The organism is Rhodococcus sp. 66b, assembly GCF_002076325.1.
In the GTDB taxonomy this organism is placed as follows: domain Bacteria; phylum Actinomycetota; class Actinomycetes; order Mycobacteriales; family Mycobacteriaceae; genus Rhodococcus_F; species Rhodococcus_F erythropolis.
Genome location: NZ_MUZB01000005.1, coordinates 356899 through 381218 on the forward strand (window position 1 = coordinate 356899; position 24320 = coordinate 381218).

Annotated in this window: 17 protein-coding genes; 8 read left to right on the forward strand and 9 right to left on the reverse strand. The window is 64.0% G+C overall.

Annotated elements, in window-relative coordinates:
* The 3 genes from B0E55_RS11960 to B0E55_RS11970 are packed head-to-tail and all read right to left on the reverse strand — an operon-like array spanning position 1 to position 2897.
* Positions 1–1752, reverse strand: a complete 1752-nt coding sequence (locus B0E55_RS11960; protein ID WP_080909790.1) for an NTP transferase domain-containing protein — start codon at positions 1750–1752, stop codon at positions 1–3.
* Between the two features lie 49 nt (positions 1753–1801).
* Positions 1802–2098 carry an MGMT family protein gene (locus tag B0E55_RS11965; protein WP_080909754.1) on the reverse strand — a complete coding sequence of 99 codons (297 nt, stop codon included), beginning with the start codon at positions 2096–2098 and terminating at the stop codon, positions 1802–1804.
* Between the two features lie 10 nt (positions 2099–2108).
* Positions 2109–2897 (reverse strand): alpha/beta hydrolase, encoded by a 789-nt coding sequence (locus B0E55_RS11970; protein WP_080909755.1) that lies wholly within the window; start codon positions 2895–2897, stop codon positions 2109–2111.
* A 52-nt stretch (positions 2898–2949) separates the two neighbouring features.
* Here B0E55_RS11970 and B0E55_RS11975 point away from each other — a divergent pair, with 52 nt between their 5' ends.
* Positions 2950–6312, forward strand: a complete 3363-nt coding sequence (locus tag B0E55_RS11975; protein ID WP_080909756.1) for an ATP-dependent helicase — start codon at positions 2950–2952, stop codon at positions 6310–6312.
* A complete protein-coding gene (locus B0E55_RS11980; RefSeq protein WP_080909757.1) occupies positions 6313–9705 on the forward strand; it encodes an ATP-dependent helicase in 3393 nt (1130 codons plus the stop codon).
* On the opposite strand, the gene B0E55_RS11985 is transcribed toward B0E55_RS11980, so the two are convergent.
* Positions 9702–10103, reverse strand: coding sequence for a DoxX family protein (locus tag B0E55_RS11985; protein WP_019747824.1), 402 nt, complete (start codon positions 10101–10103; stop codon positions 9702–9704). The two genes, B0E55_RS11980 and B0E55_RS11985, sit on opposite strands and share 4 nt — an antisense overlap.
* Before the next feature lie 156 nt (positions 10104–10259).
* Between B0E55_RS11985 and B0E55_RS11990 the strand changes: the two genes are divergently transcribed.
* Together B0E55_RS11990 and nudC are read left to right on the forward strand one after the other, a co-directional pair.
* Positions 10260–11327, forward strand: coding sequence for a potassium channel family protein (locus tag B0E55_RS11990; protein WP_003942296.1), 1068 nt, complete (start codon positions 10260–10262; stop codon positions 11325–11327).
* Positions 11328–11365: 38 nt separating this feature from the next.
* Entirely contained in the window at positions 11366–12265 is a 900-nt protein-coding gene (gene nudC, locus B0E55_RS11995) for an NAD(+) diphosphatase (protein ID WP_007731249.1), read from the forward strand.
* A gap of 30 nt (positions 12266–12295) precedes the next feature.
* Here the strand turns inward: nudC and B0E55_RS12000 are convergent, their stop codons facing one another.
* A complete protein-coding gene (locus B0E55_RS12000; RefSeq protein ID WP_003942350.1) occupies positions 12296–12553 on the reverse strand; it encodes a mycoredoxin in 258 nt (85 codons plus the stop codon).
* A gap of 103 nt (positions 12554–12656) precedes the next feature.
* On the opposite strand from B0E55_RS12000, the gene B0E55_RS12005 reads away from it, so the two are divergent.
* Both B0E55_RS12005 and B0E55_RS12010 read left to right on the forward strand, forming a co-directional pair.
* On the forward strand, positions 12657–14795 hold the full coding sequence (locus B0E55_RS12005) for an ATP-dependent DNA helicase UvrD2 (protein WP_029537946.1): 2139 nt from the start codon (positions 12657–12659) through the stop codon (positions 14793–14795).
* Between the two features lie 512 nt (positions 14796–15307).
* Positions 15308–15631, forward strand: a complete 324-nt coding sequence (locus B0E55_RS12010) for a WhiB family transcriptional regulator (protein WP_003942321.1) — start codon at positions 15308–15310, stop codon at positions 15629–15631.
* Positions 15632–15636: 5 nt separating this feature from the next.
* Here B0E55_RS12010 and B0E55_RS12015 read toward each other — a convergent pair whose 3' ends face one another.
* The 3 genes from B0E55_RS12015 to B0E55_RS12025 all read right to left on the reverse strand — a co-directional run bounded on the left by B0E55_RS12015 (position 15637) and on the right by B0E55_RS12025 (position 19398).
* Positions 15637–16980, reverse strand: a complete 1344-nt coding sequence (locus tag B0E55_RS12015) for an ABC1 kinase family protein (RefSeq protein ID WP_198538413.1) — start codon at positions 16978–16980, stop codon at positions 15637–15639.
* Positions 16981–16984: 4 nt separating this feature from the next.
* Complete coding sequence (locus B0E55_RS12020; protein WP_053062054.1) at positions 16985–17896, reverse strand: hypothetical protein; 912 nt, start codon at positions 17894–17896, stop codon at positions 16985–16987.
* A gap of 101 nt (positions 17897–17997) precedes the next feature.
* A complete protein-coding gene (locus tag B0E55_RS12025) occupies positions 17998–19398 on the reverse strand; it encodes a zinc-dependent metalloprotease (RefSeq protein WP_024487215.1) in 1401 nt (466 codons plus the stop codon).
* 123 nt (positions 19399–19521) lie between these two features.
* Here B0E55_RS12025 and B0E55_RS12030 point away from each other — a divergent pair, with 123 nt between their 5' ends.
* On the forward strand, positions 19522–20544 hold the full coding sequence (locus B0E55_RS12030) for a YlbL family protein (RefSeq protein WP_042951437.1): 1023 nt from the start codon (positions 19522–19524) through the stop codon (positions 20542–20544).
* A 41-nt stretch (positions 20545–20585) separates the two neighbouring features.
* Here B0E55_RS12030 and B0E55_RS12035 read toward each other — a convergent pair whose 3' ends face one another.
* Complete coding sequence (locus B0E55_RS12035; RefSeq protein WP_019747831.1) at positions 20586–21188, reverse strand: PPA1309 family protein; 603 nt, start codon at positions 21186–21188, stop codon at positions 20586–20588.
* A 174-nt stretch (positions 21189–21362) separates the two neighbouring features.
* On the opposite strand from B0E55_RS12035, the gene B0E55_RS12040 reads away from it, so the two are divergent.
* The gene (locus B0E55_RS12040; RefSeq protein WP_241896055.1) at positions 21363–24278 is read left to right on the forward strand and encodes a UPF0182 family protein; all 2916 of its coding nucleotides are present in this window, start codon (positions 21363–21365) and stop codon (positions 24276–24278) included.
* Positions 24279–24320 lie beyond the last annotated feature (42 nt).

Here is a 24320-nt window from a genome sequence, read left to right on the forward strand (position 1 = left end):
TCAGCGTGGGAGGACGACCAATTCGGCGACGGCGCCGTCGCCGGAGTGTGCCGGTACGAGTGCAAACGCCGAGCGTTCGATCAACCCCGCAAGGTGCGCGGTACGTACAGACGGATCGGCGCGCCAGCGACCGTCTTCGGATTGTGTCACCGGCAACAGGCGTACCGCATCGGAACTCACCGCAGCGGCGTTCTCGATGATGCCGAGTAGTGGCGGCGGCGTGTCGCTTCCGGTCAAGGCGGCCACGACGGTGGGCAGCATCGTCAACAGGGTGGTCACGGCGGCATACGGATTGCCGGGGAGGCCGAGAACCACCAGACCACTGGGCAGGACGGCCGTTATCTGAGATCCGCCGGGGCGCGAGGCGACTCGCCCGACAATCGTGCGAGCGCCGAGTCGATCGAGCGCACTGCGCATTTCGTCGGCAGCGCCGCCTCCCGTCGCACCGATGACGACGAGTAGATCGGCTTCCTGGTCGACTCCGTCTGCGAGCACCCGCTCGAAACTGTCCGCAGTGTCTCGCAGGTGCGAATTCGCCACGCACCGTACGCCGTTGCTTTCCAGTAGGTAGGGGAGAATCCCGCCGACGGAGTCGCGAGTCTGACCTTCACGCAGTGGACCGGTCCGCCGGATCTCGTCGCCGGTGACTATCAGGCGTGCCCGTACCGGACCACGGACGAGGGCGTCGAACACTTCACCGCTGGCAGCTGCGGAGATCACCGCCGGAGTCACCGCGGTACCTGTCGGGGCGATCGTGAATCCGGTGGTCCAATCTTCCCCTCGTGGTCGAGCGTCGTTGCGGTGCGGCGCATCCGGCAGTCTCCGTACCATCCGAGATGGCTCGTCGACGGACAGATACTCGTCACGAATTACCGAGGTGGCGACGAGGGGCAGGTGTGCTCCCGTGGCAATGCGAATCGCTTCACCTTCGCCGAGTTCGAGTTGCCCGTCGGCGCCCGCGATGCGGATCTCGGTGCGGATTCGCCAGGGGCCCTCGCCGGAGACCGCGTACCCGTCCATCGCCGAAACGTCTGACCTGGGAAGATCACCCAGGGCGACCAGAGGCTGCGCGAGCGTTGCTCCGAGGCTGTCGGCGAGATCGGCACGGTGCGGCGGCAATGCTGTCAGCGAGTTCCTGACGGCGGCGCGGGCTTGATCGACCGTCAGCCGCGGATGGCTTCGCGCGCGATCGATGTCTTCCGGTGTGTCGCAGTCGGTCGTACCAGCGACACTCAGCGTCGAGAACGGCTTGGTGACAATCGCTTTCATAGGTTGGTTCTCCAGCCCCGAACTCTCCCGCAATGTGGACAGGCGTTGCCGGAGTTCGCGAAATGTCCATGCGGAGAACAAGAATTGGGTTCGGTTGTTCTCGTCCACGGCACACGTCACCGGATTGTCCGTCGACGTGGCAGCGATCAAGGCGTCGACTGATTCGGCCTCGATGTGCGGCAGGTCGGACGCCAGCACCACCACCACGGCGTTATCGGGTAACCGGGTCGCACACAACCCGGCCCAGATCGCCTCGACAGGGCCGGCTCCGGCCGGAGATTCCTGAGTTTGGGTGATTCCAGGATCAAGTTCAGGTCGATGCGGGCCGACCACGACGACGGCGTCGAGATGCGACGTTGCTGAAAGCGCGATGTCGAGGAGCCTGCGACCGTGTACGAGAAGGCCAGGTTTGTCGACACCACCCATTCTGGTCCCGCGACCACCCGCCAGAATGACGGCGGCGGTCGGCGGCGTGGTGGTCATGCCTCCATGCTGCCCCATCGCCGGGGTGAGGACGACCGGTGACACGGGATCAGAAGTGAAACCGTGCCTTCTTCAGGTCGATCCGACCCTCCTTGATCGTTACCCCTTCGAGTTCGAGCTTGGCGATCTGACGATGAGCCAGGTGCGCCGACGGTTTGCCGGAGGCGCCGAGAACCCGATGCCACGGCAGGTCGGCAGAGTCCGTCCGCATGATCCAACCGACCGTGCGAGCACTGGAAAGTCCTGCAGCATCAGCGATATCGCCGTACGTCGCCACGAAACCGGCCGGAATCGACGCGATGAGTCGCCGTACCTCTTCGATCTGCTCTTCGGTGGTGGCTGCCATGTCGGTTCCTTCAGAGCACGCTGCGAACGAGGGCGGCGACTTCGTCGGCCCGCACGTGCGGGACCATGTGGTCACAGTCGAATTCGACGCTGGTCAGATTTTCACCGAGGTGCTCGGTGAGCGCTGCCCGGAACTCGTCGGTGACGTACGGAGGCTGGACTTTCATTGCTTGAACCAGCACGGTCGGCATCGAAGGCGGTGGCAGCACGATCGGGCGAGCGAGTTCGCCCCACCCGGTCACGATTGCGGGCGTGGACAGGCGCCAGTTGACGCGCCCGTTGCCCAGTTGAATCAGGTGCTCGGCCATCTCGACGTCGAGGTCCTGGGTGGGAACCTCACCCCACGAGCCGTGAATCTTCTCGGAGTACGCCTCGGCCGCATCGGTGTAATCCGGTGAGCCGATTGTGAGTTCGGCCACTTCCTGCATGAAAGTCGGATCCAAGCCGATCGCTGGATCGAGCAGAACGAGCCCACGAACGCGTTCCGGCGCGGTGGCCGCGAGGTGAAGCGCCAGCATTCCGCCGAACGAATGCGCGACGATCACCACCGGTCCGTTTGCATGTTCGTCCAGTGTCTCGAGCAGGCTCTCGACGTGGGATTCGATGTTCCACGGGGGAGCCCAGGTCGAGCGCCCGTGACCGCGCAGATCGGGCGAGATCCAGCGCGCTTGGGGCAGTTGGTTCTCGGCCATCGACTGCCAACGGCCGCCGTGACCGGTCAGACCGTGCAGCGAAAGGATCTCCGGCGCCCCGACGGGTCCGTAGAGATACGTATGGAGTGCAGACACGAGGTCAATCATGCCGGATGCAGGCGATGTGTGAGTTGTCGGTGCGCTCTGGTGGAATGCCTGGGTGAGTGAGACGGCAACACGCAGCAAGGTCACCATTCCGCGGGCGCGGTTGGTGCACCGAACTGCGCCGTCTCCGATACCCCGAACGTGGGATGAAGGGACGACGCGGCTCTTCGCGCCGCCGTCCGAGGATCCGTTCCAGCTCGCGTTCGGCCCTGTTTCATTCGGTTCGGCAGCGGCTTGGAATCCCTGGCAGGTACTCGGCAGTCCCGGAACCGGCAAGACGTCCCTTCTCGTGGATCTGGCAGTGCAGAAGATCTCGGGTGGCGAAGATCCTGAATCGGTCCTGGTGCTCACCCAGTCACGCCGAGCCGCGACGCAGGTCCGCGAGCAGATCACCGCTGGGTTGCTCGGGTACCAACAGGAACGCGGACCGCAGGCAACCCGTGAGCCGCTGGTACGCACCGTTCACTCTTACGCCTTTGCCGTTCTCCGGCTTCAAGCCGCAGCACACGGCAACGCGCCGCCACGCCTGATCACCGGCGCCGAGCAGGACTCGGTGCTCCGCGAGATGTTGCGCGGCGACATCGAAGACGGTGCGCTCCGGTGGCCGGAGCGCCTGCGACCCGCATTGGGTTTGAACGGCTTTGCCGTCGAACTTCGAGATCTGATGCTGCGAGCCAACGAGCGCGGGCTCGGCCCCGAAGATCTGGTCAAGCTCGGCAAGAAGCGTGGCCGTCCGGAGTGGGTGGCGGCCGGGCGGTTCGCCGAGGCCTACGAGCAAGGCGTGCTGCTGCGCGGCAGTGTCGGTGTCGAGGCTCCGGAGGCGACGGCGCCGGCACTCGACGCGGCCGAGTTGATCGGTGCGGCCTTGACCGCGTTCGCCACCGATCCCGAATTGCTTCGCTCCGAGCGCGCTCGGATCCGGCACCTCCTTGTCGACGACGCACAACATCTGGATCCGCAGGCGGCGCAACTGGTTCGGTTGATCGGAACCGGAACTGCGGGCACGGTCATCGCCGGTGATCCCGATCAGTCCGTCTTCGGATTCCGCGGTGCGGATTCGGCGTTCCTGCTCGGACTGGCCGAGCGCGGAGACGAGCGCCAGATCGTTCTGCCCGTCACGTATCGCAACAACGCCGACGTCGCGTCGATCGCGGCCAAGATCGCTGCGCGGCTTCCTGGCAACTTGGCTCATCGCATCGCGGTTCCATCCGATCTCACCGATGAGAATCCGGGACGGGCGTCGGTGCGGGTTCTCGGTACGACGGCCAAAGAGGCGGCAGTCGTCGCAGATACCTTGCGCCGGGCGCATCTGCTGGACGGGATTGCGTGGTCCGACATGGCCGTCATCGTGCGGTCGGTCCCGCGCACTCTCGCCCCTCTCCGGCGAGCCCTGCTCGCGGCGGGGGTGCCCGTCACGACCGCAGCCACCGAATTGCCGCTCGCGCGGCAACACGGAGTGTCCGGCCTGCTGCTGGTCCTCCGGGCGCTCGGCGGCGATCAGTTCACCGGCGAGGACGCGCTTGCCCTGATGGCCGGTCCCATCGGCGGCGCCGAACCGGTCACCCTGCGCCGGTTGCGTCGTGGCCTGCGCCGAGTCGAGTTGGCATCGGGAAGTGATCGGGACTCCTCGGAGTTGTTGCGGCTCATACTGATCGACGAGGATCGTGCGCAGTCCAAGCGCCTGATGGGCAAGCTGACAGACGTCGAAGCTGCGGCCCTCAATCGCGTGCTGTCGGTCCTTCGCAAGGCCCGAGTGCCTCTCGAGCGTGGTCTCGGGGTCGAAGAAGTTCTGTGGGCGGCCTGGCAGGCGACGGGGCTGGAACGGCGCTGGGCGGCTGCGTCGGCGCGCGGCGGACCGATCGGCTCACAAGCCGATCGAGACCTCGATGCCGTAGTCGCACTCTTCGACGCGGCTGCCAACTACGTCGACCGGCTGCCGCGTTCGCAACTCTCCGGTTTTGTCGACTACTTGACCAGCCAGGAGATACCGACCGACTCGCGGAGCCGATCGGTCATCGCTCCCGACGCCGTCACCGTGGTCAGCGCTCACGCCGCGGCGGGGCGCGAATGGGCGGTTGTGGCGGTGGCGGGTGTGCAGGAGGGGCTCTGGCCGAGTTTGCGGGCACGCGGCTCGCTACTGCGTACCGAAGCACTTATCGACCTGGTCAACGGAGTCTCCGACGGCAGTGACTCGGCTGCCGAACGACTCTCGCGAACCGCGCCGCTTCTGGCCGAAGAACGCAGGTTGTTCCTGGTCGCCTGTAGCCGTGCTCGTCGCCGTCTGCTGATCACCGCAGTCGAATCGGCTTCGGGGGACACCGACTTGGTGCCTTCGCGGTTCGTGGACGAATTGATCCGTGGTGACGCGTACTCGGACGACCCGTCCTCCGATCTCGACGTCGTTGCACCCGAGACCGGGGATACCCGGGTTCTGTCGCTGCCTGCACTGGTCGCACAGCTTCGCAGCGTGGTGTGTGATCCCGACATCGCGCATTTCGACCCCGAGAAGCATTCTCGGGCTGCTCGCCAGTTGGCGCGTCTGGCTGCGGCCGGAGTACGAGGCGCGCATCCGGATCAGTGGTACGGCACAGCCGAGCCGAGTACCGCTGCTCCCATGTGGCAGCCCGAGGACGGACCGGTTTCGCTGTCCCCGTCCACCATCGAGCTTCTCGAAACATGTCCTCTCCGATGGGTGTTCGAGCGTCATGGTGGCAGCGACGGAGACAACACTCATGCGATCGCCGGTACGCTGGTCCATACCTTGGTGCAGGCACTGGCCGGCCGGATTCCACCGGATCAGGTCGAGAAGGCACTCGAAAATGCCTGGGAATCCATCGATCTGGGATCGCAGTGGTACTCGCGCCGTGAACTCAATCGAACTCGGGAGATGCTGGCGACGTTCACGGCCTGGATGAACGCAACTCGCGGTGAGCTGACCGAAGTCGGCGTCGAGGTCGCGGTCGAGGGGGTCCTCGAACCGCGCGAAGAAGGAGCGCCTGCGGTCAAGCTACGTGGCCGGATCGACCGGCTCGAGCGCGATACCGAAGGTCGCCCGGTGGTTGTCGACGTCAAGACTGCGCGAAACCCCGTCAGCAACGAGGCCGCGCAATCTCATGCGCAGTTGGCGGCGTACCAGGTCGCAGCGGCCGAAGGTGCGATTGCCGGCGAACCGGCCACACAACCCGGCGGTGCACGCCTGGTATTCGTGGCCAAGTCCAACAAGAAAGACGGTGCGGCGCAGCGAGTTCAGCCGCCGCTGACGGCCGAAGCTGTCGAGATGTGGCGAGACGTCATTCACAACGCAGCGGCAGCGACCCAAGGGCCGCAGTATCTGGCCAGGGTCAACGACGGATGTAGACATTGCCCGGTGCGTTCGAGTTGCCCGGCACACGACGAGGGACGACAGGTGAGTAACTAAGTGGCTGCCGCGACGCAGAAGGCACGCCGACCGAAGATCGACCCTGTCGACCTGGCGGTCGCGCTCGGTCAGCACCCTCCGACGCCCGAGCAGGCAGCAGTGATCGCCGCACCGCTCGGTCCGACATTGGTGGTCGCCGGCGCCGGTGCCGGAAAGACCGAGACGATGGCTGCTCGCGTCGTGTGGCTGGTGGCCAACGGCTTCGTCGACCCCGAGGCGGTTCTCGGCCTGACCTTCACGCGCAAAGCGGCGCAACAGCTCACGTCGCGAATCCGCAAGCGGTTGGCGCGGCTGGCGGGTTCGGACGTTCTGCGGGCACTCGACCCGACCGGCGGAGTGCGTTCCCGGATTCTGGCCGGCGAACCCGAAGTCAGTACCTACCATGCTTACGCGGGACGGTTGCTCTCCGAACACGGACTGCTGTTGCCCATCGAACCCTCGGCGACGTTATTGTCCGAGACCGAACTGTGGCAGGTTGCGCACCGCGTCGTGAGCGGCTGGGACAGTGATCTGGACACCGACAAGAATCCGGGTTCGATCACCGAAACCGTTCTGGCCCTTGCCGGTCAGTTGGCGGAGCACCTGGTCGATCCCGAGCAGTTGCTCGAGGCACACACCGAGCTGGACAAGCTGATTCACACTCTGCCCGCCGGCCCGAAACAGCGGGGTGGACCGAGCAAGGAGCTGTTGAATTACCTTGATGTGCAACATAAGCGCATCGAACTGTTGCCTCTCGTCGCCCGGCTGGGTGAGACGCTGCGGCGTGAAGGCGCATTGGATTTCGGCAGCCAGATGTCGCTGTCTGCCCGGGTCGCCGCCGAGCATCCCGAGGTCGGGCAGACCGAGCGTGAGCGCTTTCGGGTGGTTCTTCTCGACGAGTACCAGGACACCGGTCACGCTCAGCGAGTGTTGTTGTCCTCGTTGTTCGGTGGGGGAGCCGACGGCCGTTTGGCGCTGACGGCCGTCGGCGATCCGATGCAGTCGATCTACGGTTGGCGCGGCGCGTCGGCGGCCAACCTGCCCCGGTTTGCAACCGATTTCCCGCTTGCCAACGGAAAACCGGCTCCGACGCTCGAACTGCTCACGAGTTGGCGTAACCCGCCGGAGGCTCTCGAGCTGGCAAACCTGTCGTCGGCACCGTTGCGTCGACGCGGCGTGGCCGTCAGTACCCTGCGTGCGCGGCCCGGAGCCGTCGCCGGAGACGTTCGACTGGCGTTGCTGGGAGACGTCGAACAGGAACGTCAGTGGGTGGCGGAGAAGATCGCCGGAGAATACGAGGCGGCACGTGCCGAAGACCGCCCGACGCCCACGGCAGCGGTGTTGATCCGCCGGAACGCCGATGCCGCTCCGCTGGCCGAGGCCTTGCGGTCCAAAGGTCTGCCGGTCGAAGTTGTCGGGCTCGGTGGGCTCCTGCACACACCCGAGGTTGCTGACGTGATCGCCATGCTCCGGGTGGTCGCCGATCCACTTGCAGGAAGCGCAGCTGTTCGGCTGCTCACCGGCGCGCGATGGCAGATCGGCGCGAAGGATCTCGCCGCACTCTCTCAACGCTCCCGCGAACTTGCCATCTCCGCGGGATACGGAACGGCGGGTGCGGTCACCGACGCCGAGGCGCTTACCTCGGCGGTCCACGATGCTCTGCCCGGGGAGAACGCCGAGCAAGCAGGATTGGTCGACTCGATCTCCGATCCAGGCCCGGCAGAACGCTATTCGGCTCTCGGGTACACACGCATCAACGCGATAGCGGCAGAGTTGGCGTCGTTGCGCGAACGTATCGGCCAGCCGCTCACCGAATTGGTGGCGGAGGTCGAGCGGGTGCTCGGGATCGGAATCGAGGCGGGCGCGCGGACCCGCGTCGGCGTCGTCGGGACCGCGGGCCGCGAGCACCTCGACGCATTCGCCGACGTTGTCGCCAACTACGCGACGCGTCCAACTGCCAATCTGACCGGGATGCTGGCTTTCTTCGCGGCAGCCGAACAGATCGAAAAGGGCCTCACGCCAGGCGAAGTGGAGGTGGCGCCGGATCGGGTCCAGATCCTGACCGTGCACTCGGCGAAGGGGCTCGAATGGGAAGTAGTGGCGATCCCGCATGTCAGCGACGGGGTGTTCCCCTCGTCCACCGCGTCCGGATCGTGGCTCGGGGCGCTCGCCGAACTGCCACCGTCGTTACGTGGTGACCGGGCGGTCGACGCGGATTCGGCCGACGGAGTTCCGGTGCTCGACCTCGAGGAGCTCTACAACCGCAAGGACCTCGAGAACGCGATAACGGCGCACAAGAAGGCCTTGTCCAACCGTCGACTGGACGAGGACCGGCGGTTGTTCTACGTCGCGCTGACCAGAACCGAACGGGCGCTGTTCATCTCGGCGCATCACTGGGCGGAATCCGGTGCGGAACCGAAGGGGCCTTCGGAGTTCCTGGACGAGCTGCATCAGATGGTCACGGCCGACAACGATGCCGATGAGGAAGACTCACGCGGTGCGATCGGCGTCGTGGAGGAATGGGCGCCTGCACCGGAACCCGATACCGAGAACCCGTTGGCCGCCACTCCCCGTACGGCGCAGTGGCCGCCGGATCCGCTGGGTGCGCGGCGCGGCGCCGTCGAGGCCGGAGCCGCGAGCGTCCTGTCCGCACTCGCTTCGCTGCCGCAAGACAGCGAAGAGGCGGAAGAACCGGAGGACGATCCGGAGAACTGGGCCTCGGACGTCGACGTTCTCCTGGCCGAGCGCGAGGCCCGCGCAAACGCGCGTGCCGAAGTGATTCTCCCGGCGCAGCTTTCGGTGACTCAGCTCGTCGACCTCAAGGCAGATCCGGATGAACTGGCGGCTCGCCTACGTCGTCCGCTGCCGTATCCGCCCAACCCGTTGGCTCGTCGCGGAACCGCTTTTCACGCCTGGATCGAGCGAAGGTTCGGTGCGACTCGGCTGTTGGATCTCGACGAGCTACCCGGCGCCGCGGATACCGGCGCGGGTCCCGAGACCGACCTGGTGAAACTTCAGGATGCGTTCTTGCGGTCCCCGTGGGCCAATCGCAGCCCGATCGAAGTGGAAGTTCCTTTCGAAACATCCATTGCCGGAACGGTTTTGCGAGGTCGGATCGACGCTGTGTTCGCCGATCCCGACGGCGGATGGACGGTGATCGACTGGAAGACCGGTGCCGAACCGTCGACCGCCAACGAGGACGCTGTTGTGATGCAGTTGGCCGCGTATCGGGTGGCCTGGGCCGAATTGATGTCAGCGAGAGCTCGTTCGGCGGGGCGCAACGAACAGTTTCCGGCCGACAAGGTGCGGGCGGCGTTTCACTACGTTCGATCGGGTCGCACCATCGCACCCGAGAACCTGCCGGACGGTGAGGCTCTCGCTCGCCTCATCCGAACGGCAGGCGCGCAAGATTAGCTTGCGTTTCGACGAGCCTTGAGTGCTTCGGTCACCAGCGGAACCTGCAGGGGGAGACGTGCGATCGAACCGATCTTCTGCGGGGTGGACGTCTTCGGGCTTCGGCACCAGTCGATCGCCATCTGGATGTTGGCGGGGAACACGGCAACAAAGAGCGCGGCGGCAAGGCCCGCGCCGAGCTTGCGGGTCTTCGGCACGGCCAAGGCAGCGCCGATCGCCAGTTCCGCGACGCCGGACACCTGGGTGTAGGTGCGGGCCTGTCCGGGAAGCTGGCGGGGAACGGTGCTGTCGAAGAACGAGGGCGCTGCAAAATGCATGGTGCCGGCGCCGAGAAGGAGGGCCGACAAACGAAGAGCGGCCGCTTGGCTGGGAGTGGACGTCGAACCGGTGAAAGGCATTTGCCCAGCCTGCCTCACGGTGGACCTTCTTGCCACTACCGGCGCCACGACCCGCGCGCTATTCGGCGCCCGAGTTCCGAAGTCGATCTTCGAGGGTTACGCTGCCTGCCGATGTCCGTGTAGGTATTTCGTAAGTTCGAGTGAGAGAGTCGATGTATGGCCGGTAAGCTCCGGGCGCGTTTGACCAGGTCGGAAGCATTGACCGATCAGCCTGACTTCGCCCTTGTCGGGGTGCTGCGCATTCCCCAGCTACAGACAAGTCCGGCGCGGGCCATCTACAAGCGAGTTCTCATCGCGTTGGGTGCTCTCGGCGCAGCCGTGTTGATCGTCTACATCGATCGCGCCGGATACCGAGACGCACAGGACAACGAGCTGTCGCTGCTCGACTGCATCTACTATGCGACGGTTTCGCTCTCGACCACCGGCTACGGCGATATCACTCCGTTCACTCCGTCGGCGCGCCTGGTCAACGTCCTGTTGATCACGCCACTTCGAATCTTCTTCTTGATCGTGTTGGTCGGAACCACACTTTCAGCTCTGACCGAGAGTTCGCGTCAGGCGTTCAAAATTCAGCGTTGGAGGCAGCACGTGCGTAATCACACCGTCGTCGTCGGATACGGGACCAAGGGGCGGACGGCAATCGAAGCAATGCTCGGTGACGGTGTACCGGCGTCGGAGATCGTGGTCGTCGATACCGATCAGACAGTCCTCGACTCCGCGGCGAGCAAGGGCCTGGTGACGGTGTTCGGTTCGGCGACGAAATCGGACGTACTTCGGTTGGCAGGTGCGCAGAATGCGTCGTCGATCATCGTCGCCACGAATCGTGACGACACCGCAGTGCTCGTGACACTGACAGCCCGCGAAATCGCGCCGAAAGCCAAGATCGCCGCAGCCATCCGTGAAGCCGACAACGCGCATCTTCTGCGTCAGTCCGGCGCAGACTCGGTGGTCGTGTCCTCGGAGACGGCAGGTCGACTCCTCGGCATCGCGACCACAACGCCCACTGTCGTGGAGATGATCGAAGACCTTCTGACCCCGGAAGCCGGATTCGCGATCGCCGAGCGCGCAGTCGAACGTGACGAGGTCGGCGGCTCTCCGCGTCATCTCTCCGACATCGTGCTCGGGGTAGTTCGCGACGGCCGTCTGGTTCGCGTCGGTTCGCCCGAGGTGGACGCCGTCGAGGAGAACGATCGCCTGCTCTACATCCGCCGCGTCACGAACTGAGTGCTGCCGAGCTTCGTGCGCGCAGTAATGTCGTGAGCGTGAACGACTTCCAGCTGACCGAAACACCGCTGCTCTCACGCTCGAGCGTCGGCCGCGCCGAGGAATTGCGGTCGGATGCCGCCGCACTGACCACGGGTTGGGCGGACGCGCTGCTCCTCCGTGTGAATTCACGGGGTCAGGTCAAAGTCTCGCCGGAAGGTCAGTTGGTCTTCGCCGAGGCAACCGAACTGGGTCCGGAACCGGTGCGCGGTGCAGTGTTCCTGGGAATTCGGGAGAATCGCCACGTCTGGGCGGTGCGGGTGTCGCTGCTGGCGGGCACGTTGTCCGAGTTGCGCATGCTCGGCGGAACACTCGACGACGCCGACGCCGGTTTGTTGACCGGTGCCGTCGCGATTCTCAACTGGCACGACAGTGCCGGATTCAGCGCTATCGACGGCGCACCGAGTGAACCCACCATGTCCGGCTGGTCACGCATTTCCACGTCCACCGGCCACGAGGAGTTTCCCCGAACGGATCCGGCGGTCATCTGCCTGGTGCACGACGGCGGCGATCGAGTTCTACTCGCTCGTCAGCCGACCTGGCCGCAGCGACGTTTCTCGATTCTCGCGGGATTCGTCGAGGCCGGGGAGTCGCTCGAAACGTGCGTTGTCCGCGAGATCAAGGAAGAAGTCGGCATCGACGTGCACAGCGTTCGATACCTCGGAAGCCAGCCTTGGCCGTTCCCTCGCTCGGTGATGTTGGGCTTCGCCGCAATCGGCGACCCCGCCGCTCCGCTTCTGTTCGCGGACGGCGAGATCGCCGAGGGCACCTGGTTCACGAAGGACGAGGTGCGTGCCGCTCTCGAACTCGGCGACTGGGGTTCGGAAGCGGACGCGCCACTGCTGCTGCCCGGCTCGATCTCCATCGCTCGCGGAATGCTCGAGAGCTGGGTCAAATAAGTGCTGGGTCAGACAGCTGCCTGAAAGGCTCTAAAGACCCAGGGCCTGCTTGACCTGGTTGAGCGACGGGTTGGTCGCGACGCTGCCGTCGCCGTACTTCACGGTCGGAACGACGTGATTTCCACCGTTGACGCTGCCGACGAAATCGGCTGCTGCCGGATCGTTCTCGATGTCGATCTCGGTGTACTCGATCCCCGACGCGTTGAGCTGCGTCTTGAGGCGGCGGCAGTAGCCACACCACGTGGTCGAGTAGATGGTCAGGGCAGGCGCATTTTCGGTAGAAGTCACGGCCGATATAACACCACGACCGAGAGCGTTGTTCCGTATCGGCCCGTGTTCTCTTGCCCACATACCGTCGGGCGCGGCGAATGGCGTGTCGGAACGTCCTGCCATGATGGTCCCCATGCCTGCGGACACCGGACTGGATCCAGAACAATCGGCCGCCGTGCTCGCGCCACGCGGCCCGGTATGTGTCCTCGCGGGCGCTGGAACAGGCAAAACCCGCACCATTACCCGCCGGATCGCGCATCTGGTTGCCGACGGTCATGTCTCCGCCGGCCAGGTGCTTGCCGTGACATTCACAGCGCGAGCGGCCGGCGAAATGCGTGGACGGCTTCGTGAGCTGGGGGTTGGTGGAAGTGGGCCGCAGGTACAGGCTCGCACCTTCCACGCAGCCGCTCTTCGTCAACTCAAGTACTTCTGGCCGCAGGTGATCGGTGACACCCCGTGGCGTCTGCTCGATCGGAAGTTCGCGGTTGTCAGCAGTGCCGCCGCTCGTGTCGGGTTGTCCACCAGTACGGAAAGCGTGCGCGACCTCGCCAGCGAAATCGAGTGGTCCAAGGCCTCACTGATCGCGCCCGAGGACTACCCACGCGCGATAGCCAAGATTCGTCGCGAGGCGCCGGTCGATGCCACCAAGGTTGCGCAGGTCTACGCGGCATACGAAGAGCTGAAGGCACGTGGCCAGGACGGAATGCTCCTCGATTTCGACGATCTCCTACTTCACACCGCGGCTGCGCTCGAAGAGCATTCGACGGTTGCCGACGAGTTCCGCGAGCGGTACCGCTGCTTCGTGGTCGACGAGTATCAGGACGTCACCCCGCTGCAACAGCGTGTGCTCGACGCCTGGCTCGGCGACCGCGACGACCTGACCGTGGTGGGCGATGCGAATCAGACCATCTACTCCTTCACCGGCGCCACCCCGAACTATCTGTTGGACTTCTCGCGGAAATTCCCCGAAGCGACCGTCGTCCGGCTTGAACGGGACTACCGCTCCACCCCTGAGGTCGTGTCGTTGGCGAACCGCGTGATCGGTGCAGCGCGCGGACGGATCGCCGGGACGCGTCTTCAGTTGATCGGGCAACGCGCTCCGGGGCCTGAGCCGGAGTTCATGGAGTTCGACGACGAGCCTGCCGAAGCGCTCGGCGTTGCGCGGGCGATCAAACGGCTGATCGCGGCAGGCACTCCAGCGGCCGAGATCGCTGTTCTGTATCGGATCAATGCTCAGTCGGAGGCGCACGAGCAGGCACTCACCAAGCTCGGCATTCCGTTCCAGGTGCGTGGTGGAGAGGGCTTCTTCACCCGCACCGAGGTCCGTCAGGCAGTGGCGGCGCTGCGTCAGGCCGCCGGACGAGACGACCTTCCCGAAGGCGCAGACAACGGCGAAGCGCTGGTTTCACTGGTTCGCGCTGTACTCGCGCCACTCGGTCTGACCAACGAAGAACCTTCGGGCACGCAGGCCCGCGAGCGCTGGGCGTCGCTCTCGGCTCTCGTGGCGCTGACCGAAGAACAACTCGTCCACGAACCCGAACTGTCGCTCACCGGGCTTCTACAGGAGCTAACAGCCCGAGCCGAGGCGCGGCACCCACCGACCGTGCAGGGCGTGACGTTGGCTTCGCTTCACGCGGCCAAGGGGCTCGAATGGGATGCGGTGTTCCTGGTCGGCCTCAACGACGGCACCCTGCCGATCCAACACGTTCTCGGCGACGCCAATTCGGGCGCCGACGACGTCGCGGTGGAGGAGGAGCGTCGGCTTCTGTACGTGGGTGTTACCCGCGCCCGCGAGCATCTGCAGCTGTCTTGGGCATTGGCTCGCAATGAGGGGGGACGCAAGTCCCGTCGCCGGTCGAGGTTCCTCAACGGGCTCATCCCCGAGGACTCACCGGCTTCGCGCGTTGCCGCGCCGTCGTCGGGGAACAAGAAGCGTCCGCGCTGCCGCGTCTGCGGCAAACCGTTGATCGGGACGTCGGCGACAATGCTCGGGCGCTGCGAAAAATGCCCGTCCAATGTCGACCTGGAATTGCTCGAGCACCTCAAGGCCTGGCGTCTGGACAAGTCCCGAGAACTCAAAGTTCCGGCCTATGTCGTCTTCAGTGACAACACACTGATGGCTATTGCCGAACAACGACCACAAGACAATCGTGGGCTGGTTTCGATCCCTGGAATCGGGCCGAAGAAACTCGACAACTTCGGGGAAGACGTACTAGCTGTCATTCGCGGCGAACTGCGTGCGGCAACACTCGATATCTGAAATGCATCCGAATCGACAACGGTGAGTTACATAACCGCAGGTCAAAAATAGGTTGTGCAGATTCGACGGATTCTCTACTCTGGTTTTCAGTGTTACGGGGCAACCTGTGCGCAGAAACTATCCGGACCGACACGAAATGGAGGTGGCAAATAAATGACGAACTTGATCTCGTATGAAGCGTGCGCAAGCGCAAAGTTCGCTGTTGCCGCCCCCATGCTGCCGCGTGCAGCGGGATGGGCGCAGCATGCGTTCCGCCTGCGCCCTCAAGCAGCAGCAAAGAAAGCAGCTGTCGAGTCCGTGTTCTTAAGCCATCGAGGTATTTCTCGGTAGGACACATCCGTTCACTTACGGCCACGGACCCGCAGCCCCTGCGGACCGTGGCCTTTGTGTTGGATACCCCTCTTCATCCGGTTTCCGACTCGGCTCAGGTTCGCACCCATCGAACCCATATCGTGCGACACAGTTTCGCATCCGAGCACTAGGAGACCGAGTTGTCTGCCCAGACAATCCGCGTGGAATCCGAAAACTCCACCACTGCAGTAACTTCCACCGACGTCACTTCGGCTGCAGTCACGTTCATCGAGGTCGCGTCCACCCGCCGCGACCTGCCGTGCCGGGCATCCAACCCCGATCTCTGGTTCGCCGAAGCTCCGGCCGAACTCGAGCAGGCGAAGGCACTGTGCGCGCAGTGCCCCATCCGTTCCCGTTGTCTCAGTGCGGCTCTCGACCGCGCCGAGCCGTGGGGGGTGTGGGGAGGCGAGATCCTCGATCAGGGGGCCGTCATAGCGCGCAAGAGACCGAGGGGGCGCCCACGCAAGCAACTCGTGTGCGCGTGAGGGCTCTAGTCGGCGGAGCCGGTGTCATCAAGAACTGGCTCCGCGAACCCTGGCAACCAACGAGTCAGGATTTCCATGTACGGGGCATATGCGTCCAACTGGGCGCATATGCCGACCGAACCGAGAAGAACTCGGAAGATCATCAAATACTCGGCCGGAAGGTTGAGTGCACGGGCCGTTCGGAACTGCGCACTGTTGAAGTCAGTGGCGGTTCCGGCGGCCTTTTGCAGCCACGACCGAGTGAAGTGAAATGACTCGGTCTGGATCGGGTCGGTGAAGGGTCGCAGGTAATCCGCGATCTCCTTGTCGGTTACCGTGCGTCCGGGAATCACGAAACCGTTGGCGCGCAACAACTCCGTCAATTCGTCGAATTGTTCCTCGACAGCCAAGCGCACCATCGTGCCGAGAACCCGTGGCAGTCCGTTCGGGAACGGCGCAGCCGCACCGAAGTCGATGACGCCGAGTCGGCCGTCCGCGAGAAGCATGAAATTGCCGGGGTGCGGGTCGCAGTGGAGCAAGCCGACACGGGCCGGAGACGCGAAGTGGAATTCGGCGAGTAGTGCACCGGCAGCATTGCGCTGCTCCGGCGTTCCACTTTCGATGATTCTGGTCAACGGGGTTGCCGTCATCCATTCGGTCACGACCACTTTCGGCGCGCTCGCCACGACGTGCGGGATCACGAATTGGGGATCGCCGTCGAATTCTTTTGCAAAAGCTCGCTGATTGTTCGCCTCGATCCGATAGTCGAGTTCTTCCTCGGTGCGCGCGGTGAACTCCTCGATCACGGGGCGCACATCGACACCGGGCATGACCGAACCGAAGAGACCGGCAAATCTGCCCAAGGTCTTGAGGTCGGCGCGTAGAGCTTCGTCGGCGCCGGGGTACTGAACTTTCACGGCCACGTCGCGGCCGTCCGCCCAGACCGCACGGTGAACCTGCCCGATGCTTGCCGACGCGGTCGGTTCGTCGTCGAACGACTGGAATCGGTCGCGCCATTTGGTTCCGAGTTGCTGATCGAGCATCTTGTGTACTTGCTTGGTCGGCAGCGGCGGGGCGGCGGCTTGGAGCTTGTTCAGCGACTCGCGGTACGGCTCCGCGAATTCCTCCGGAATCGCCGCCTCCATGACGCTGAGCGCTTGGCCCAGCTTCATCGCGCCGCCCTTGAGTTCGCCCAGCACCGCGAACAGTTGCTCGGCGGCCTTCGCGCTCAACTGCGCGTCGATCTCGCCTTTGTCGCCGCCGGCGAGCTTGCGTCCGAAGCCCATGGCGGCGCGACCGGCCATCCCCAGGGGGATGCTCGCGAGTTTGGCAGTACGGGCAGAACTCTTGCGTGGGATCTCGGACACCACACCATCATGTCTGACTGGGGCGTCCTTTGCCCGAAACAGGTGCCAGGTATTGGCAACTGCAAGATATTTGCCGAGGCCAGCGCCTGGTTGTGATCCGATACGGACGGAGCGCGATCTCGAGCGTCGACGACAGACTCGCCGCATGCGTCGCCGCTGTCTCGGATAATGCGGAGTCGATCTCGGCCAGGGCCAGCGCGACACTTGCATGGATCATCGCCGATTCCGCGTGGCCGGCGCTGCCGAGTAGCTGCGCGGACAGATGAAGCCAATGAGGGTCGAGTTCGGATCGGATGATGTCGGCGCATCGCAGGCAACTCGACTGGCCCGGCACGACAAGAGGACCGATCACGCCGTTGCCGTCGCGGATGCGGACTGAAAGGTGGGGGAGTCCGCAGCGAACGAGATCGCTGACCAGGCGAGGATCAGTGACAACGTCGTCGGCCAGGACCACCAGTTGTTCGTTCCACGTGCGCACGACGTCGGTGTTGCGATACCCGCGCGAGCGACGCGTGCTTACCCCGCCGGTGACCAGGGCGCGCTCGACGGCGTCCGAGAGTGGACCGACACCGTGGATCCGGACGGACACGGTCCTCCTGGCGGCAGTGTGGACGAATCCGGAATCGGTGAGTTGCTCGAGCAACTTCTCCGTCACCGACGTCGAAATCCCGCGCGTCGATGCTTCCCACAGGATGGTCGCGCGGGATCTGGAGCCGTCCATTTTGCGGAGGATCGACTTCACCGCGCGCGCATCGACCCCGACAGGCAGCGTCAGCAGGACGGCACGTCCGGGTGTCCATCCCAGCTGCAGCCGACCGTCCGGGCGCGACAGAACAGCGATCCGCGGGTCCCATCGGGGTCCCGCGGATCGCTGTGACGTGCTGTTCTGTGTGGTGTCGTCTTGCGTGTCACCGGTCATCGTTCGATGCTGGCACGGCGGGCCGTCGGCGAGTCCGCGTCAGTGACAGTTATCCACAGGACGTCAGCATGGCTGAACTGCGAAAATGTGTCGAGAAGGAATTATTTCTCTTCGTCGTCCTCGCGGGTCTTGTCCATCGCTGCCTCGGCCGCACGCTCTTTTGCCTCGACGGCTTCGAGCTGGGCGATCGGGTCGTCGAAATTGCCGGCTTCGCCGCCGCCGAGGACCCGGGCGACAAATCCGTCCGGTGCGTCGAGATCGCTCGAATCGGGCATGAGGTCGGGATGTGACCAGACGCCGTCACGAGTGTCCATACCGGCTTCCGCGGTGAGCTTCTGCCACAACCCGGCCGCTTCACGGACCTTGCGAGGACGAAGTTCGAGTCCGACCAGCGTCGCAAAGGTCTGTTCGGCGGGGCCGCCGGTGGCACGGCGACGCCGCAACGTCTCGCTCATCGCGGCAACACCAGGCAGTCGCTCGCCGAGTGCGGCGGTGACGACCGTCTCCACCCAACCCTCGACCAGCGCGAGCAGAGTCTCGAGCCGTTCGAGAGCGGCTTTCTGCTCCGGGGTGTTCTGCGGCTCGAACGTGCCCTGCTGCATCAGTGCTTCGAGCTTGCTCGGATCGGTGAGAGCGGACGGGTCGAGGTCCTTGGCAAATTCTTCCATCGCCGAGAAGTCCATCGTGATCCCGCGGGCGTATTCCTCGACTGTGGCGAGAACGCGCTGTCGCAGCCACGGAACGTGACTGTAAAGGCGCTGATGAGCTGCTTCCCGCGCGGCGAGGAACACCAGAACTTCCTGATGCGGCTGTTCGAGACCCTCACTGAACGCCTGAACCGCAGCGGGGAGAAGGGCCGCGGTGCCCTCTGGTCCGAGGGGCAAGCCGATGTCGGTGGAGGAGAGCACCTCGGTGGACAGTTGGCCGAGCGCCTGGCCCAATTGCGAGCCGAACGCGAGTCCACCCATCTGGCCGAGCATGCCCAGCATCGGGCCCGCCATCTGCTGTGCTTCGGCGGGAAGTCCCTGGACCCACATGCCCGCCACCTTCTCGGCCACCGGATCACAGAGTCGCTTCCACGTGTCGATCGTGTTGTCGAGCCAGTCGTTCGGAGTCCAGGCGAGAGTGCGGCTCGCTCCGGCCGGAAGCGTCGTTGCGGCGTCCAGCCACATCTCGGCCAGATGTGCGGCGTCGGCGATCGCCTTGACATTGCCCTCGGTGATCGGTGTAACCGATCCGATCTGTTGGCGTGCCAGCTTCTTGGCGATGTCGTAGTTCACCGGACCGGAAGTACCGCCCTGGCCCATCGACGAACCCATCCCGCTCAGCATCTGACCGAACTGGGTGAGCATCTGGCCGAGCTGAGCCGGATCGAATCCCTCACCGCCCGCGCCGAACCCGAACGGCGTGTCACCACCCCCGAACGGATTGCCACCCGCCGCGTTCTTGTCGCGATCGGGATCGTCGTCGGAGTTGGAGAAGCCGAACGGCATATTGCTCATACCTCAACGGTACAAGGCTCGAGCGGTCGGAGTCGCCCTCCGAGTCACGCTGACGGCGAACACGCACGGCGCTCAGGCGGTGCGATCGGTGCTCCGGCGCCTTCGCGCTTTACTCTGGATCAGGTGAATCGACGGATAGTGACGCTCTTGGCCGCACTCGCACCCATCGTCGTGTTGGGAGTCGTCGGAACAATGGTCACTGTTCCTTATGTCGCACTCGGCCCTGGCCCCACCTTCAACACCCTCGGCGACGTCGACGGTAAGCCCGTCGTCGACATCCAGGGGACCGAGGTCGATCCCACCGACGGCAACCTCAACATGACAACGGTGTCGGTTCGCGACGGCCTCAACGTCTTCGAAGCGTTCGGACTGTGGGCGAGTGGCAGCAACGGACTCGTCCCTCGCTCGGAGATCTATCCGCCTGAGAAGTCGAAGGAAGAGATTCAGCAGGCCAACACCGCCGACTTCCAGCAGTCCGAGGACAGTGCCGAGTTGGCTGCACTGCACTTTCTCGGCAAGCCGGTGGCACTCACTGTCTCGAAGGTGACCCCGGACGGCCCCGCTGCGGGTGCCCTGCAAGAAGGCGATGTCCTGGTCAAGATCGGCGACACTCCGGTAACCACCATCACCGGCGTTCAGGACACGGTCGGTGCGATCGCGCCAGGCACCGCGATCGACGTCACCGTCCTTCGCGAGGGTGTGGAGACCGTTGTGCCGGTCACCGTCGGGGCGCGGCCCAACAAGCCCGAATCGGGTTACCTCGGCGTCACGCCCAACGAGGTCCCGGACGTTCCCTTCACCGTGCAGTTCAACCTTGCCGACATCGGCGGTCCTTCTGCCGGACTGATGTTCACACTGGCCTTGGTGGACAAGCTGACTCCAGGGGAGCTCAACGGCGGAAAGTTCGTGGCCGGAACGGGCACCATCGACTCCGACGGCGAGGTCGGTCCGATCGGCGGTATCAGGTACAAGTTGATCGCCGCCTCCGAAGCCGGTGCTGAGACCTTCCTCGTGCCGGCCCAGAACTGTGACGAGGCGAAACAGAATGCGCCGGACGGGCTTCGACTCGTCAAGGTCGACAACCTGCCCGGCGCAGTGGACTCACTCGAAAGCCTCAACACGGGCGGCGACGCACCCCGCTGCTGAAACCTGCCTTGCCGAAGACAGGCTCGGTCAGTCTTCTTCTTTCAGTCTTCTTCGACCTCGTCGAGCGTCGCGTACAACGCGTGAACCAGGTGAGGTGCAAGACCGTCGTAGGTGAGCAGTTCCAGGTCGCCGTACGGATCCGCATCTTCGTCGGGACGCATCTGCAGAAGCGACAGCGAAGGACCGTCACGGAGCACGCCGACGAACAGTCGAGCCTCGCGTCGATCGGGATGCGCGTTGGCCGTCAGTCGCGCGACCTCGTCGGCAGCATGTTGATCGGTCAATACCGGCGCCGTGGCGTGATCGAGATCCGATTCCGCCTCGGGCGGCAGGACGACGATCTCCTGAACCAGGATGCAACCCTGCACCGACTCGGGCCAATGCGTCGTTGCCAGGAACTCGTCGAGTGCCCGTGAACCGCCGATGATGTCCTCGGGAAGCGATTCCTGTTCGATCGGTGTGTATTCGGCGCCCTCGGCGAGTTGGTCGAGCAGTCCGGGTTCGGCCGCGGCGAGCATTTCGGTAGGCACCAACGCGTACAGCTTCGGCGGTTGATCCCAGCCTTCGGCGTCGATGTGGTCGACAACTTCATGAACGCACCGGGCGAGGGCACTCGGTGATCTGCTCATATTCTCTTCACTCACACGTTCATCCTCCCACCTTCTGTCCGGCTCCCTGCTCTCCGTGTTGTCAACCCGTGACCGTTGTTACGTAGAGTGGTCGGAAACGGCCAAGTCCACTCGGGCGTGGCCGCAGTGATCGATGCAATCGGTTGCGACGCCACGGCGTCGCCAAATCTTGGAGCGTGGCACGTGGGCATGCGGCCCCCCGCAGGTTTACCCTCTCTGTCCAGACGCAGTCGAATCTTGTTGGTGGTGGCTGTCGTAGTGGCGGCCTTGCTGCTCGTGGGGCCGCGACTGATCGGCATGTACACGGACTGGTTGTGGTTCGGAGAAGTCGGCTACCGCGGTGTCTTCACCAAGGTTCTGCTGACGCGATTCGTGCTCTTCCTCGTGGTCGGAATTGTCGTCGGAGCCATCGTGTGGCTCGCGATGGTTCTCGCGTACCGCGCACGTCCGGTGTTCGTTCCGGTCTCCGGACCCAATGATCCGATCGCGCGCTACCGCACGACCGTCATGTCGCGACTTCGTCTGTTCGGCGTGATCATTCCGGTCGCGATCGGCATTCTCTCCGGTCTCATCGCGCAGGCCAACTGGGTCACGATCCAGTTGTTCCTCAACGGTCAGCCGTTCGGCATCACCGATCCTCAGTTCAACTTGGACGTCGGCTTCTACACGTTCGATCTGCCGTTCTACCGCTTCGTTCTGAACTGGTTGTTCGTCTCGATTCTGCTTGCCTTCGTGGCAAACCTGGTTACCCACTACGTTTTCGGTGGGATCAAGTTGGCCGGGCGCGCTGGCACATTCACGACTGCCGCACGTGTTCAACTGGCTGTCATCGCCGGCACCTTCGTGCTCCTCAAGGCGGTGGCGTACTGGTTCGATCGGTACTCGTTGATGTCGAGTAGTCGTAAGGAACCGACGTTCACCGGTCCGGGCTTCACCGACATCAATGCGGTTCTGCCGGCGAAGCTGATTCTGTTGTCCATTGCGGTCATCTGCGCCTTGGCGTTCTTCGCCTCGATCTTCACGCGGGATCTTCGGATACCGGCCATGGCAGTCGCTCTACTGGTTCTTTCGTCGGTGCTCGTCGGTGCGGTCTACCCGATGATCGTCGAGCAGTTCTCCGTCAAGCCCAATGCGGCGCAGAAGGAGAGCACGTACATCGAACGAAACATCGAAGCGACCCGTCAGGCGTACGGGATCACGGAAGAAAACGTCGACTACGTCGACTATCCGGGAGTTGGCACCAAGCAGCCCCAGGACGTTCCGGCCGACCGGACCACGATCGCGAATACCCGACTGCTGGATCCGACGATCCTGTCGCCGACGTTCACCGCTCAGCGTCAGCTCAAGAACTTCTACGGGTTCCCGCAGACGCTCAACGTCGACCGCTACGAACAGGACGGCCAGCTGCGCGACTTCGTTGTCGCAGCGCGTGAGCTGTCGCCGAACAACCTTTCCGGGAACCAGACGGACTGGATCAACAAGCACACGGTCTACACGCACGGCAACGGTTTCGTTGCGGCCCAGGCGAACGAAGTCACGGCCGTGCAGGGCGACAGTCAGAACAACACCGGTGGTTACCCGATCTACTCGGTCAGCGACCTGACGACCACGCCCGAGAACGAGAACCTCAAGGTGGACAATCCTCGGTCGTACTACGGCGAGGTGATCAGCCAGTCGGACGCCGATTACTCGATCGTCGGTTCCGTCGACGGCGAGGGACCTCGTGAGTACGACACCGACACCTCGAAGTACACCTACACCGGTTCGGGTGGTGTCTCGATCGGCAACTGGTTCAACCGTCTTGCATTCGCGGCGAAGTACACCGAGCGCAACATCTTGTTCTCGAGTGCAATCGGCTCGAACTCGAAGATCATCTTCAAGCGTGATCCGAAGGAAAGGGTCGAGGAGGTCGCGCCTTGGCTGACGACCGACGGCGCTGCCTACCCGGCAGTGGTCGACGGCAAGATGCAGTGGATCATCGACGGCTACACCACCGCCCAGGACTACCCGTACGCGCAGCGCAGTTCGCTCGACGGGTTGGTCGAGGACAGTATCGACCAGACGACCGGGCGCCTCATTCCGCGCCAGGAGTTCTCCTACATCCGCAACTCCGTGAAGGCCACGGTCGACGCCTACGACGGCACGGTCACGCTGTACCAGGTCGACGAGCAGGATCCGGTTCTGAAGGCGTGGATGGGAGTCTTCCCGAACACGGTGAAGCCGAAGAGCGAAATCTCGGACGACCTGCAGGCACACTTCCGCTACCCGGAAGACATGTTCAAGGTTCAGCGAGAGATGCTGGCGAAGTACCACGTCGACGATCCGAGTGAGTTCTTCACCAACAACGCGTTCTGGTCGGTTCCGAGCGATCCGACGATCGACACGTCGGCCAACCAGCCGCCGTACTACGTGCTGGTGGGCGACAAGGACACCGCGAAGGCGGATTTCCGTCTGACCAGTCCGATGGTCGGGTTCAGTCGTGAGTTGCTGTCGGCCTACATCTCGGTGGCGAACGACAAGGAGAACTACGGCAAGTTCACAGTGCTGCAGCTGCCGACCGATACGCAGACTCAGGGTCCACAGCAGGCTCAGTCTGCGATGACGTCGGATTCGCGTGTTGCTTCGGAAGTGTCACTGCTCAAGCAGTCGAACAAGATTCAGTACGGAAACCTGCTGACTCTGCCGATTGCCGAGGGCGGAATCCTCTACGTCGAACCTTTGTACTCGCAGCGAAACTCGCAGAACGCGTTCCCTCAGTTGGCGCGTGTGCTGGTGAGCTTCAGCGACACCAACGGCATTCGGATCGGTTATGCACCGACCGTCTCCGAGGCGATCAGTCAGATTTGGCCGGGCGCAGGTTCGGCAGCGACTGTCACCCAGCCGGCACCCGATCCGGATACCGGAGCGCAACCGGAAACGCCGACTACTCCGACGGCACCGGCCCCGCCGGCTTCCTCGGATGACGTCACGAAGGCGCTGGCCGAGGTCAATTCGGCAATGGCGGCATTGAAGTCGGCGCAACAGAGCGGTGACTTCACCAGCTACGGTGCTGCGCTCGACCGCCTGCAGAAGGCTGTTGACGCGTACCAGGCGCTGCCGAGGTAAGCGGCGTCAGTTCATGAATAGCAGAAGGCCCACCATCCGATC